Here is a 12,946-nt window from a genome sequence, read left to right as displayed (position 1 = left end):
GCAGTTCGGGCGAAAGGGTGTGGTGATGAGCTTCACCGATCGGATCGACAGATTTCAGCAGCGGCATCCCGCCATGGGATTCCCGTTGGCCGTGTTCTACAAGTTCTTCGACGACCAGGGTGGCTACCTGGCAGCGCTCATCGCCTACTTCGGTTTCATCTCGCTGTTCCCGTTGCTGCTGCTGTTCTCCACCGTCCTGGGCATCGTCCTGGCCGGTGATCCCGAACTGCAGCAACGGATCATCGATTCGGCCATGAGCCAGATCCCCTTGATCGGTGAACAACTCGGCCAACCGGAAGGGCTGAGCGGGGGGACCGGGGCCATCGTCATCGGTGTCCTGGGATCGCTCTACGGCGGCCTGGGTGTGGCGGTGGCCGCACAGAACGCGATGAACGTCGCCTGGTCCGTCCCGAAGAACGATCGCCCCGATCCCGTTCGGGCGCGGGTGCGCGGCTTCGGCCTGCTGCTGACCGTCGGGACGGCCGTCATCGGCGTCACGGTCCTGAACGGTTTCAACGCGGCGGGCTTCTTCGGCACGGTCGCACAGGTGCTCGTCACGATCGCGGCGATCGTGCTCAACACCGCCACGTTCGTCGTGGCGTTCCGGCTCGGGACCACGCGTGCGGTGAGCGTGCGCGACGTGCTTCCCGGAGCCGTCATCGGCGCGCTGCTGTGGCAGGCCCTGCAGTCCTTCGGTGGGCTGTACGTCCAACGCGTCGTCGGCGGTGCGGACACCACCAACGGTGTGTTCGCGATCGTCCTCGGGCTGCTCGCGTTCCTCTACATCTCCTCGCTGGTGTTGGTGCTGTGCATCGAGGTGAACGTCGTGCGGACCGACAGGTTGCACCCGCGCGCTCTGCTCACCCCGTTCACGGACAACGTCGAACTGACCGACGGTGATCGAGACGCGTACACGGCACAGGCGGAGGCGCAGCGAAGCAAGGGTTTCGAGGAGATCGAGGTCACCTTCGGCGAGCCCGACGGGTCGCAGTCGACCGACTCAGCCCGCTGACCAGCCGATTTGGTGAATGCGGGATGGTGTTTGGTAGTGTTCTCCACGGCTCGAAACGGCCCGGAGAACGCGGCCGGACCAGGCCATTGGGGTATGGTGTAATTGGCAACACAGCGGTTTCTGGTACCGCCATTCTAGGTTCGAGTCCTGGTACCCCAGCAGAGAAACACCCGATTTCGTCGGATGCTCTCGGCCGGTTATGCTCTTCCGGTTGCTCCACCTGATTCACAGATGAAGATCCTGGCCCCGTCGTCTAGCGGCCTAGGACGCCGCCCTCTCAAGGCGGTAGCGCGGGTTCGAATCCCGTCGGGGCTACAACACTCGAGGACCACCGCGATGCGGTGGTCCTCGTTTTCGTCGATGCGGTACCAGATGGTTTGGTTCGACTGGTGGGCGAGTGTCCGATTGTCGTACGTTGTTTGTGTGTCTTCACTACTGATTGCTGTTCCCGTCTACGGCCAGATCGAATACACCCATGCCTTGGTGAAGGATCTGCGGCGGGAGAACGCCACCTTCGTGATCATCGACAACCGCGGTGACTACATCCCGCTCGCCGACGAGCGCGTCGTCACGCCCGGCCGCAATCTCGGCTGGGCCGGCGGGTCGAACCTCGGGTTCCGCATCGCCTTCAGCGACGGCCACACCCATGCGATGACGCTGAACAACGACACGCGGTTGTCCCGCGGGTTCCTCGACGCGGTGACCGACCCGCAACTGCCGTCCGATGCGGGCATCGTCGTGCCGGTCTACGACGATGCCTATGGCCACCGAGACATGAAGACGACGTACTCGGGGCCCGCCGAGGACTACGTCCCGGTCGACCGGTACCGCAAGTGCTTCGCCGTGGACGGAACCGCCATGACGATCACGAAGGACACCTGGCTCGCACTCGGCGGGTACGACGAACGCAACTTCGGGTCCACGGGCTGGGGTGCGGACGTCGACTTCTGCATCCGCGCCACAGCAGAGGGATTCGGCAGCTATGTCACCGAGCGCGCGTTCATCAACCACTTCGGCCGCGCAACGGCCATCGCGATGATGGGCAACCGCAAGTATCTCGCCAAGTCTGCGGTGGGCATGGTGGGCGGTGTGCTGCGCCTGCACCGGGGCAACGTGAGGAAGTGGCTGTCCACGCCGCAGCCGACAGTGCACGAGTTCGAGCGCTCCGACGCCGTCTCGTCGAGAGGGCACGTTCCGGTGACCCGGTCGGCGCAGCGTCGGAGCCAACGGTGGGGCGAGCGTTCGCACGGCTGATCCGGTACGCGATACCGAACCCCCGGATCGGCCGGGCTCCGCCTCAGAGGCGCTTCTGCACGGCGTCCGCGGCCGCGAGAAGGTCGGCGGCCCAGCGCGCTCCGGGGCGGCGCCCCATGCGGTCGATCGGGCCGGACACGGAGATCGCGGCGACCACGCGGTCGTCGCGTCCGCGGATCGGTGCGGCGACGCTGGCGACGCCGGGCTCGCGCTCGGCGGCGCTCTGGGCCCAGCCGCGCTTGCGTACCTCGGCGAGCACCCGCTCACCGAAGGCTGCGTCGGGGAGGACGCTGCGCTGTAGTGCGGGGTCGGCCCACGCCAACAGCACCTTGGCGCCGGAGCCGGCGGTGAGGGGGAGGCGGGCGCCGACGAGCACGGTGTCGCGCAGCCCGGTGGGAGGTTCCATGGAGGCCACGCACACGCGCACCGTGCCGTCGATGCGGTAGACCTGCACGCTCTCCCCGGTGATCTCGCGCAGCCGTGGCAGCACCGTGGCCGCGGCGTCGAGAAGAGGGTCCTCGGCGGTGTGCGCGAGTTCGGCGAGCGCCGGCCCCGGTCGCCACAGTCCGTCGGCGTCACGGCTCAGCATGCGGTGCGTCTCGAGTCCGATGGCGAGCCGATGCGCGGTGGCGCGGGGGAGTCCGGTGGCGGAACACAGGTCGGCGAGGCTGCACGGTTCGAGTGACGCAGCCTGCAGAACGCTCATTGCTTTGTCCAGAACGCCGATGCCGCTATGCTGTCCCATGTAGCGATACTAGCGTCTCACAACGTGAGATGGTGATCGTCGTCGGTCGAAAGGTGGAGTCATGGCAGCGAAGACCCTGGCGGAGAAGGTCTGGGATCAGCACGTCGTCGTTCGCGGCGGTGGTGAGGGTGACGCGACCAAGCCGGATCTCGTCTACATCGATCTCCACCTCGTGCACGAGGTCACCAGCCCGCAGGCGTTCGACGGACTGCGTCTGGCCGGTCGGCCCGTGCGCCGGCCCGATCTGACGATCGCGACGGAGGACCACAACGTCCCGACGGTCGACATCGACCAGCCGATCGCGGATCTCGTCTCCCGGACGCAGGTGGACACCCTGCGGCGCAACTGCGAGGAGTTCGGCATCCGCCTGCACTCGATGGGCGACATCGAGCAGGGCATCGTGCACATCATCGGGCCCCAGCTCGGTCTGACGCAGCCGGGAACCACTGTCGTGTGCGGGGACAGCCACACCTCGACGCACGGCGCGTTCGGTGCCCTCGCGATGGGCATCGGCACCAGTGAGGTCGAGCACGTGCTGGCGACCCAGACACTGTCGTTGCGCCCCTTCAAGACCATGTCGGTCACGGTGGACGGCGAGCTCGGTGACGACGTCGGCAGCAAGGACCTGATCCTGGCGGTCATCGCACAGATCGGTACGGGCGGTGGGCAGGGCTACGTCATCGAGTACCGCGGCGAGGCCATCCGGAAGATGTCGATGGAAGCGCGGATGACCATCTGCAACATGTCCATCGAGGCGGGCGCGCGCGCGGGCATGATCGCCCCCGACGAGATCACGTTCGAGTACATCAAGGGTCGGCCGCACGCTCCCTCCGGTGAGCTGTGGGAGCAGGCCGTCGCCGACTGGTCCACGCTCGTCACCGACGACGGCGCCGTCTTCGACAAGGAAGTGCGGATCGACGGGTCGGCGCTGACTCCGTTCGTCACGTGGGGCACCAACCCGGGTCAGGGCGCCCCCCTCAGTGCGTCGGTACCCGATCCGGCCGAGATCCTCGACGAGGGCGAGAGTCAGTCCGCCGAGAAGGCGCTCACCTACATGGGTCTCGAGCCGGGCACGCCGTTGCGCGACATCGCGGTCGACACCGTCTTCCTGGGGTCCTGCACCAACGGTCGGATCGAGGATCTCCGTGTGGCAGCGAAGATCTTGGACGGCCGTACCGTTGCCGACGGTGTGCGGATGCTCGTCGTTCCCGGCTCGATGCGCGTGCGCGCACAGGCCGAGGACGAGGGACTGGGCGCGATCTTCACTGCCGCAGGGGCGGAATGGCGCCAGGCGGGGTGCTCGATGTGTCTCGGCATGAATCCCGATCAGCTCGCTCCGGGTGAGCGATCGGCCTCGACGTCGAACCGCAACTTCGAAGGGCGCCAGGGCAAGGGCGGCCGTACGCACCTCGTCTCGCCGGCCGTCGCCGCCGCCACCGCGGTGCGTGGACGGTTGTCGGCTCCCGCCGATCTCGGCTGAGTCGACCGAGAATCCGTCCGCCCCGTCCCTTTTACGCCCCGTCAGGAGCTCGTCATGGAATCGTTCACCACGCACACCGGAATCGGTGTCCCGCTGCGCCGCAGCAACGTCGACACCGACCAGATCATCCCCGCCGTGTACCTCAAGCGCGTGACCCGAACGGGTTTCGAGGACGGGCTCTTCGCGGGGTGGCGCACCGATCCCGGTTTCGTCCTCAACACCCCGCCGTTCGACAAGGGTTCGGTTCTCGTCGCCGGACCCGATTTCGGCACCGGGTCCTCTCGGGAGCACGCCGTGTGGGCACTCTCGGACTACGGATTCCGGGCCGTGATCGCGTCCAGATTCGCCGACATCTTCCGCGGAAACGCCGGAAAGGCGGGTCTGCTGGCCGCCGTTGTCGAGCAATCGGATGTGGAACTGCTGTGGAAATTGCTCGACGAGCGCCCCGGGACGGAACTCACCGTCGACCTCGAGACGAAGACGATCAGCGCCGGAACACTGGTGGTGCGCTTCGATATTGACGACTACACGAGGTGGCGTCTGCTGGAGGGGCTGGACGACGTCGCGCTGACGTTACGCCAGGTAGAGGCCATTTCCGAGTTCGAGAAGTCGCGTCCGGAATGGAAGCCGAAGACACTTCCGGCGCCCGATCAGGCTCGGTGATTCCGGGCCGAAAAGGTCCTTCCCGCGACACTCATTGTGGCTGCGACGATTACAGCGAACAGACTGTTTTGGCGTGGCTCGTGGACTCGTGCGCATTTCCGGTTTACCGTGGTACTCAGTCGGTCCGACGACGGGCCAATCAGTATGCGGAGGAATCACCGATGAACAAGGCAGAACTGATCGACGCCCTGACCGAGAAGACAGGCGCGGATCGCCGGAGCGCCACGGACGCTGTCGAGAACATCGTCGACATCATCGTGCGCGCCGTGCACCGCGGCGAGTCGGTCACCATCACCGGCTTCGGTGTCTTCGAGCAGCGTCGCCGTGCGGCCCGCGTCGCTCGTAACCCGCGCACCGGCGAGACCGTCAAGGTCAAGCCGACGTCCGTTCCCGCGTTCCGTCCCGGTGCTCAGTTCAAGGCCGTCATCGCCGGTGGCCAGAAGCTGTCCGCCACGGGCCCCGCCGTGAAGCGTGGCGCCTCCGCAGCCCCCGCGAAGAAGACTGCGGCAGCGAAGAAGACGGCGGCGGCGAAGAAGACCGCGGCCAAGGCTCCCGCGAAGGCGGCGACCAAGGCTCCCGCCAAGACGGCGGTGAAGAAGACCACGGCCACCAAGGCACCGGCCAAGACGGCGGCGAAGAAGACCACGGCCACCAAGGCACCGGCCAAGACGGCAGCCAAGAAGACCACCGCCACCAAGGCACCCGCCAAGACGGCAGCCAAGAAGACCACCACGGCCGCCGCGAAGAAGACCACGGCGACGAAGGCACCGGCCAAGACTGCAGCCAAGAAGACCACCCCGGCCAAGAAGGCCGCGCCCGCGAAGAAGGCGCCCGCCAAGAAGGCGCCGGCGAAACGTACTGCACGCAAGTAACGTTCCCGTTCGGCACGAAGGAGCCCCGGACCATCGGTCCGGGGCTCCTTCGTGTTCGTGTCGGCCGTGCCGGCAGTTCAGTCGTGCCGGCTACGCGGGAGTGGCGAATCGGTGTAGTCCGCTGCCACCAGCACACCACCGACGAAGCTGAGCACCCAAACGCTGGCCTTGCGTGATCGGGTGCGGGAGAGTTCGACGCCGTCGCTCTCGGCCCACCACTCCATCAGGTTCGGAATCACCTTGCCCTGACTGCAGATCACCGGGACGCCGGACGTCGAGGCGATGATCTCGCGTGCGCGCTGACGTCCCTTGTCGGGATCCTGCGCGTACCCCTCCTCGGTCAGCGTGGGCTCCAGGGCCAGATCGACTCCGACGGACTCGGCCCACGGCGCGATGGTCTGGACGCACCGAGCACGCTCGGCGGTGAATCCGTCGGTGCCGCCGTAGGCCTGGATCAGAGGAACCAGTGCGGCCGCCTGGCGGACCCCGACGCTGTCGAGAGGCCGTTCGGCGTCGTCCCCCTTGTAGCGAGCCTTGCTCCCCGCCCGCGCATGGCGCACCAGCACAGCCGTACTCGTCGGGACCGGGTGCTGCGCGAAACGGCCGACGACGTCCCGGTCCGCCTCGTAGGTCGCGAGATCACGAGCCTCGGCGGGTGTGAGCCACCGCAGTTCGTCGACCTCGTCGTTGACGGCGAACTCGCCGTCCACGACTCGAGCGGCCCAGTAGTCCACCTGCTTGATCTTCTTCGAGCGCGGGAGCGGGTAGGTGGTGGTTCCGAGACCGTGTCCGAGAACGCACCGGAAACCGGTCTCCTCCCACACTTCTCGGACGGCGGCGACAGCGGGTACCTCGTCGGCCTCGACCTTGCCCTTCGGAAGGGACCAGTCGTCGTAGCGCGGTCGATGCACCAGCGCCACCATCGGCTCGTCGCCCTCGGGGCCCGGACGCCACAGCACCGCACCCGCGGCCAGGACCGGATCAGGCGTCTTCGATGCGCGTGAGCTGCTCATCGACCCACCTCACGATCCGGTGTAGCGACGCTGGCGCATGAGGGACACCTGGTGATCCCGCACCGTCTCGCCGCTCGCGGGGGACGCCGTCCAGGCGCCGTCGGACTGCAGTACCCAGCAGCGGGTCGTGACGTCCATGGCCGAGTCGAGCATCGAGTTCAGCTGACCGGACAGCTTCGGGTCCTTCACCTGAGCCATGACCTCCACGCGTCGATCGAGGTTGCGGTGCATCATGTCCGCGCTGCCGATCCAGAACTCGTCGATCGCCTCGAAGTGCAACACACGCGAGTGTTCGAGGAACCGTCCGAGAATCGACCGCACCTGAATGTTCTCGCTGAGACCGGGTACGCCCGGCTTGAGAGCGCAGATACCGCGCACGACCACCTCGACCTGGACGCCCTCGGTGGACGCCCAGTACAGCGCGTCGATCACCTGCTCGTCGACGAGTGCGTTGGCCTTCAGGCGGATTCGGGCTTTCGCGCCGTCCTTGTGCGCACGCACCTCGGCCTCGATGCGCTCGACGATTCCCGCCCGCACACCGAACGGCGCGACGAGGAGGTTCCGGTACTGCTCCTTGCGCGAGTAACCGGTGAGCGAGTTGAACAGGTCGGTGAGGTCGGCGCCGATCTCGTCGGCGGCCGTGATGAGACCCACGTCCTCGTAGAGTCGGGCGGTCTTGGGGTTGTAGTTGCCGGTGCCGATGTGGCAGTACCGGCGAATGGTGTCGCCTTCGCGGCGGACGACGAGGCACGTCTTGCAGTGGGTCTTCAGACCGACCAACCCGTAGACCACGTGCACGCCGGCCTGCTCCAGTTTGCGTGCCCAGGCGATGTTGGCCTGTTCGTCGAAGCGCGCCTTGATCTCCACGAGAGTCACGACCTGCTTGCCGGCCTCCGCCGCGGCGATCAGTGCGTTGACGATGGGGGAGTCGCCCGACGTCCGATAGAGGGTCTGCTTGATGGCGAGCACGTGCGGATCGGCTGCCGCCTGCTCGATGAAGCGCTGCACGCTGGTGGAGAACGAGTCGTACGGGTGATGCAGCAGCACGTCCCCGTCGCGCAGCGTGGAGAAGATCGACTTGGGCGTCTCGCGCTCTCCGAAGGCGGGGTGCGTCGCCGGCACGAACGGTGCATCCTTCAGGACGGGCTTGTCGACGCCGTAGAGCTGCATGAGGCACGACAGATCGAGCAGTCCCGGCACCTGGATGACGTCGCCGGGATCGACGTCCAACTCGCGCAGCAACAGGCTGAGCATGTGGTCGGTCATGTCGTCCGCGACCTCGAGGCGCACGGGCGATCCGAAACGGCGGCGCGCGAGTTCGCGCTCGAGGGCCTGCAGGAGGTCCTCGTCCCGATCCTCCTCCACCTCGAAATCGGCGTTGCGCGTGATGCGGAAGGCGTGGTGCTCGACGATCTGGAGTCCCGGGAACAGAACGTCGAGATGCGCCGCGATGAGCTCCTCCATGGGAAGGAACGCGGGCACGGCGCCGACGTCGCCTCGGTGCAACTGCACGAACCGATCGACGTTGTCCGGGACCTTCACCCTGGCGAAGTGCTCGCCGCCCGTGGTCGAGTCCTTCACCGTCACAGCGAGATTGAGGCTCAGTCCGGAGATGTACGGGAACGGGTGGGCGGGATCCACGGCCAGCGGGGTGAGGACGGGGAACACCTGCTCGGTGAAATACCGTGTCAGACGGGTTCGCTCGTCGGAGGTGACCTCCGACCACCGGATGACCGAGATCCCCTCGTTCGCCAGCTCCGGCAGGATGCGGTCGATGAAGGTGCGGGCGTGACGGTCGGCGATCTCCTGGGTGCGCCGGGCGATCAACGCCAGCTGCTCGCGGGGGGAGAGTCCGTCGGCGGAGCGGACGGACAGGCCGGTCTCGTCGCGGCGCTTGAGGCCGGCCACCCGCACCATGTAGAACTCGTCGAGGTTGCTGGCGAAGATGGCGAGGAACTTCGCCCGCTCGAGCAGCGGCAGCGACGAGTCCTCCGCAAGTGCCAGCACCCGTGAGTTGAAGTCGAGCCAGCTCAACTCGCGGTTGAGATAGCGGTCCTCCGGGAGCAGGTCCACCGGCACCGCGGTGTCCGATGTCGCGGCCGGCGGTGCCGTGGGTGCGGAGGGTGCGCGGCTGGCCAGCGGCGCGCTCCACTCACCGTCGACGGCGTCACCGGGTGCTGCGGAACTCGTGGGGGCCCCGGAACGGGAAGGGGCGTCGGTCGTGCTTTCGGTCGCCTCGTTGGTCACGCGTCGATCATCCCTCACGCGGGCCGTGCGCGAGTAGTCGACCGCGTGCGAATTCGCGACGGGCCTCGCCCGGCCGTGTCAGCGCGCGGCGGTCCAGCCGAGCTCGGCGAGCAGCGCGGCGGTGTGCGGCCCCACCCCCAGGTCGAGGGCGGCGCGGACGTCGTCCGCCGTGTCCACGTCCAGACGCAGACCCGGCCAGGTGCCGCGGAGAGGGAACGCCCCGGAATCGACGTGGCGCGAGGCCGAGTCCGGACCGAACCGTGGTTCGAGGCGCCGGGGGCGACCCCGCACGATCAGGGCCGACGTTCCGGTTCCGGTGTGATCGATCACCACCGAGCGGGTGTCCGGGGGAGCGGCGGCGTAGGCCGCGACCAGTTCCGCGGTGCGCAGGGCGGGGAGGTCGGCCTGCAGGGCGATCACGTCGCCGCCGTGGGCGTGACTGATCGCGTCGTCCGCTGCGGACAGGGCGCGGTTGAGTCGCTCCACGGTGGTGGCGGCACCCGACTCGGGTTCGGACACCGTGTGTCCGCCGAGGGCGACCGCGACGCTCGCGACGCGAGAGTCCGGCGTGACGACCGACCATCCGGTGACGACATCCGCCGCTGCGGCGGCCGACGCGGTGTCGCGCAACATCGCCAGCACGAGTTCGGCGCGTTCGTCGCCGGGGAAGGTCGTGGACAGTCGGCTCTTCGCGTCGACGAGGTTCTTCACCGCGAGCACGAGATGGACACCGCGCCGTGGGGCGGTGTCGGTCGGAGGTCGACTGGGCGTGCTCATGACCGTCGATCCTGCCAGCAGTCATTACCGCCGACTTCGTTCGGCAGGCCTCCGACATCGCTACTGTGAGCCGCCAGGGCTGCCGAGCGGGCGACGGCCTCGTGTCGATCGAGGAAAGGCTGGGTCATGGTCAAGGCAGCGGTGCTCGGTTCCGGTTCGTGGGGAACCGCGTTCGCGAAGGTGCTCGCCGACGCGGGCACCGACGTGACCATGTGGGCGCGTCGAGAGGAACTCGCGACGTCCATCCAGGAGAACCACCGGAACGACGACTACCTTCCGGGAGTCGCACTGCCGTCGGCCATTCGAGCGACTCACGACGCCGCGGAGGCGTTGGACGGGGCCTGCACGGTCGTCCTCGCGGTGCCCTCGCAGGCCTTGCGCGCCAACCTGGCGGAATGGGCACCGCTGATGGGGTCGGACGTCACCCTGCTCTCGCTCGCCAAGGGCATCGAGACGGGGACCCTCATGCGCATGTCGCAGGTGATCTGTCAGGTCACCGGTGCGGACCCGAGTCGCGTCGGCACGTTGTCGGGACCGAACCTCGCCAAGGAGATCGCCGCCGAGCAACCCACCGCGACGGTCATCGCGTGCCCGGACTCCAATCGCGCGATCGCGCTCCAGTCGGCGTGTGCCACCAGCTACTTCCGCCCGTACACGAACTCCGACGTCATCGGGTGCGAGATCGGCGGTGCGTGCAAGAACGTCATCGCCCTCGCGTGCGGCATGGCGGCGGGTATCGGTTTCGGGGAGAACTCGGTCGCCAGCATCATCACCCGCGGTCTCGCCGAAGTGACCCGTCTCGGTGTCGCGCTCGGCGCCAACCCGTCGACGCTCGCGGGTCTCGCCGGGGTGGGTGACCTCGTCGCCACGTGCTCGTCCCCGCTCTCGCGTAATCGCACGTTCGGCGAGCGGCTGGGGTCGGGTGGCTCGCTGGAGAGTGCGCAGGAAGCGGCGCACGGTCAGGTGGCCGAGGGTGTGAAGTCGTGCACATCCATCCGAGCTCTCGCGGAGGCCTACGACGTGGAGATGCCGCTCACCGATGCGGTCCACCGGGTCTGCCACGAGGGCCTCTCCGTTCCGGACGCCGTCCACAGCCTCCTGGGGCGTCGTCACAAGCCGGAGTGAACCGCGGCGGTGCGCGTCACGCCTCGTCCGGGGTTCGCCGGTACGGTGCTCACGTGACCGATCCCATCAAGGTCGCCGTGATCTACGGCGGTCGAAGCAACGAACACTCCGTCTCCTGCGTCTCGGCAGGAAGCGTCATGCGTCACCTCGACTCCGACCGCTTCGACGTGATCCCCATCGGGATCACGCGCGCCGGAACGTGGGTCGAGGGCACCGCCGACCCGACGGAGTTGCAGATCCGGGATCGGGTTCTCCCGTCGGTCGCCGGTGCGGGCGTCCCGCTCGCTCTCGGAGTCGATCCCGAGAACCCCGGTCGCATCACGCGCTCCGTCGACGGGACGGCCGAGGACATCGGTGCGGTCGACGTCGTCTTCCCGGTGCTGCACGGTGCCTACGGCGAGGACGGCACGGTCCAGGGGCTGTTCGAGGTCGCCGGCGTCCCCTACGTGGGACCGGGAGTCCTCGCGAGCGCCGCGGCGATGGACAAGGAGTTCACCAAGAAGCTGCTCGCGGCCGAGGGCCTTCCCGTCGGGCGCCAGGTCGTCCTGCGCCGCGATCGCGAGACCCTGACCTCCGACGAGCGCGACGTCATCGGTCTCCCCGCGTTCGTGAAGCCGGCCCGCGGCGGATCGTCGATCGGGATCACGCGCATCGTCGACTGGGCCGAGTTGGACGACGCGGTGGCCGTTGCGCGAGAACATGATCCGAAAGTCGTGATCGAGGCCGCCATCGTCGGCCGCGAGGTGGAGTGCGGTGTCCTGGAGATGCCGGACGGCTCCGTCCGCGCCAGCGTCGTCGCCGAGATCCGCATGGACGAGGCCTCGGCGTCGGCCGGTGGTGCGACGTTCTACGACTTCGACAGCAAGTACCTCGACGACGTGGTCGAGTTCGACATCCCGGCCCTGCTGGACGACGACGTCTCGACGGTGCTGCGGGAGATCGCGGTCCGTGCCTTCGCTGCGCTGGATCTGCAAGGTCTCGCGCGCGTCGACTTCTTCGTGACCGACGACGGTCCGGTGATCAACGAGATCAACACGATGCCCGGCTTCACGGCCATCTCGATGTACCCGCGGATGTGGGAGGCGACGGGCGTCGGCTACTCGCAGCTCGTCGGCACTCTCGTCGACACCGCGCTCGCACGGGGGACCGGACTGCGGTGAGAGGTCGGCCCTGCCGGATCAGTTGATCGGAGCGGGGTCCAGCGGCGTCTGCGGAAGGGCTCCCGACACCGCGGCAGACAGGGCCTGGATCGGTGTGGGGCCCGTGCCGTCGGGGATGGTGGCCGCGGCGTACACGCCCCGGTCGACGACGAACCAGGTGCTCGCGGCGAGGCCCTGATCCGCGCCCGACACCCGGAACCACTGCACGCCGTCGACGACGTCGAGAGCGGCGGCCTGATCGAATTCCGCCGGACGCTCGAGCCCACACCGCAGCACGATGGGGTCGGTGACGTCCTCGGACTGCCAGGCGGCCGCACCCACGGGCGCGGGGTCGGCCAGCTCGGCGCGGGTGAACGAGTCGAACGTCTCGGGCAGTGCGCCGAGCAACGTCGCGCACTGGGTGCTCTCGGCGAGCGGCGAGGGGACCGCGCCGAGAGCGACGGGCTCGCGGACGGGAGTTCTGTTCGCCATGACCGCCGCGACGATGATGCCGACGACGAGCGCGACGGGCAGGGCGATCGCGGTGGCGATCAGAGCAGGGTGCAGACCCGTGGCCGACTCGTCCGTCGCGGTCGGTTCGTCCTGCGTCATCGTGCTC

Annotated in this window: 12 protein-coding genes and 2 tRNA genes; 9 read left to right on the top strand and 5 right to left on the bottom strand. The window is 68.0% G+C overall.

Features of this window, described 5'->3' with window-relative positions; all coding sequences use genetic code 11:
- The first annotated feature begins 25 nt into the window (after positions 1-25).
- From HQ314_RS03030 to HQ314_RS03015, 4 genes are all read left to right on the top strand, one after another.
- Entirely contained in the window at positions 26-1,012 is a 987-nt protein-coding gene (locus HQ314_RS03030) for a YihY/virulence factor BrkB family protein (protein ID WP_037187043.1), read from the top strand.
- Positions 1,013-1,099: 87 nt separating this feature from the next.
- Positions 1,100-1,171: transfer RNA gene (locus HQ314_RS03025), tRNA-Gln, on the top strand.
- 83 nt (positions 1,172-1,254) lie between these two features.
- A tRNA-Glu gene (locus HQ314_RS03020) sits at positions 1,255-1,327 on the top strand.
- Between the two features lie 108 nt (positions 1,328-1,435).
- Positions 1,436-2,266, top strand: coding sequence for a glycosyltransferase family 2 protein (locus tag HQ314_RS03015; protein WP_222649240.1), 831 nt, complete (start codon positions 1,436-1,438; stop codon positions 2,264-2,266).
- Between the two features lie 43 nt (positions 2,267-2,309).
- Here HQ314_RS03015 and HQ314_RS03010 read toward each other — a convergent pair whose 3' ends face one another.
- A complete protein-coding gene (locus HQ314_RS03010; RefSeq protein ID WP_027507006.1) occupies positions 2,310-3,011 on the bottom strand; it encodes an IclR family transcriptional regulator in 702 nt (233 codons plus the stop codon).
- Between the two features lie 61 nt (positions 3,012-3,072).
- Here HQ314_RS03010 and leuC point away from each other — a divergent pair, with 61 nt between their 5' ends.
- The 3 genes from leuC to HQ314_RS02995 all read left to right on the top strand — a co-directional run bounded on the left by leuC (position 3,073) and on the right by HQ314_RS02995 (position 6,026).
- Complete coding sequence (leuC, locus tag HQ314_RS03005; protein WP_204867952.1) at positions 3,073-4,491, top strand: 3-isopropylmalate dehydratase large subunit; 1,419 nt, start codon at positions 3,073-3,075, stop codon at positions 4,489-4,491.
- Positions 4,492-4,545: 54 nt separating this feature from the next.
- Positions 4,546-5,154 (top strand): 3-isopropylmalate dehydratase small subunit, encoded by a 609-nt coding sequence (gene leuD, locus HQ314_RS03000; RefSeq protein ID WP_027507004.1) that lies wholly within the window; start codon positions 4,546-4,548, stop codon positions 5,152-5,154.
- A gap of 161 nt (positions 5,155-5,315) precedes the next feature.
- Positions 5,316-6,026, top strand: a complete 711-nt coding sequence (locus HQ314_RS02995) for an HU family DNA-binding protein (protein WP_222649239.1) — start codon at positions 5,316-5,318, stop codon at positions 6,024-6,026.
- 77 nt (positions 6,027-6,103) lie between these two features.
- Here the strand turns inward: HQ314_RS02995 and HQ314_RS02990 are convergent, their stop codons facing one another.
- The 3 genes from HQ314_RS02990 to cofC all read right to left on the bottom strand — a co-directional run bounded on the left by HQ314_RS02990 (position 6,104) and on the right by cofC (position 10,063).
- Positions 6,104-7,039, bottom strand: a complete 936-nt coding sequence (locus HQ314_RS02990; protein WP_222649238.1) for an NUDIX hydrolase — start codon at positions 7,037-7,039, stop codon at positions 6,104-6,106.
- Between the two features lie 9 nt (positions 7,040-7,048).
- On the bottom strand, positions 7,049-9,178 hold the full coding sequence (locus HQ314_RS02985) for an RNA degradosome polyphosphate kinase (RefSeq protein WP_231476464.1): 2,130 nt from the start codon (positions 9,176-9,178) through the stop codon (positions 7,049-7,051).
- Between the two features lie 186 nt (positions 9,179-9,364).
- Entirely contained in the window at positions 9,365-10,063 is a 699-nt protein-coding gene (cofC, locus tag HQ314_RS02980; protein WP_222649237.1) for a 2-phospho-L-lactate guanylyltransferase, read from the bottom strand.
- 126 nt (positions 10,064-10,189) lie between these two features.
- Between cofC and HQ314_RS02975 the strand changes: the two genes are divergently transcribed.
- Positions 10,190-11,188: an NAD(P)H-dependent glycerol-3-phosphate dehydrogenase gene (locus tag HQ314_RS02975; protein ID WP_027506999.1), complete on the top strand. Its 999-nt coding sequence runs from the start codon at positions 10,190-10,192 to the stop codon at positions 11,186-11,188.
- Between the two features lie 53 nt (positions 11,189-11,241).
- On the top strand, positions 11,242-12,348 hold the full coding sequence (locus tag HQ314_RS02970; RefSeq protein ID WP_222649236.1) for a D-alanine--D-alanine ligase family protein: 1,107 nt from the start codon (positions 11,242-11,244) through the stop codon (positions 12,346-12,348).
- Positions 12,349-12,366: 18 nt separating this feature from the next.
- Here HQ314_RS02970 and HQ314_RS02965 read toward each other — a convergent pair whose 3' ends face one another.
- Positions 12,367-12,939 (bottom strand): DUF3515 domain-containing protein, encoded by a 573-nt coding sequence (locus HQ314_RS02965; protein ID WP_027506997.1) that lies wholly within the window; start codon positions 12,937-12,939, stop codon positions 12,367-12,369.
- Positions 12,940-12,946: the final 7 nt, after the last annotated feature.

Origin of the sequence: Rhodococcus sp. BP-332 (assembly GCF_019836065.1) — a bacterium.
Lineage (GTDB): Bacteria > Actinomycetota > Actinomycetes > Mycobacteriales > Mycobacteriaceae > Rhodococcoides.
Note: the sequence above shows the minus strand (reverse complement) of the source record. Positions and strands in the feature narration are given on the sequence as shown.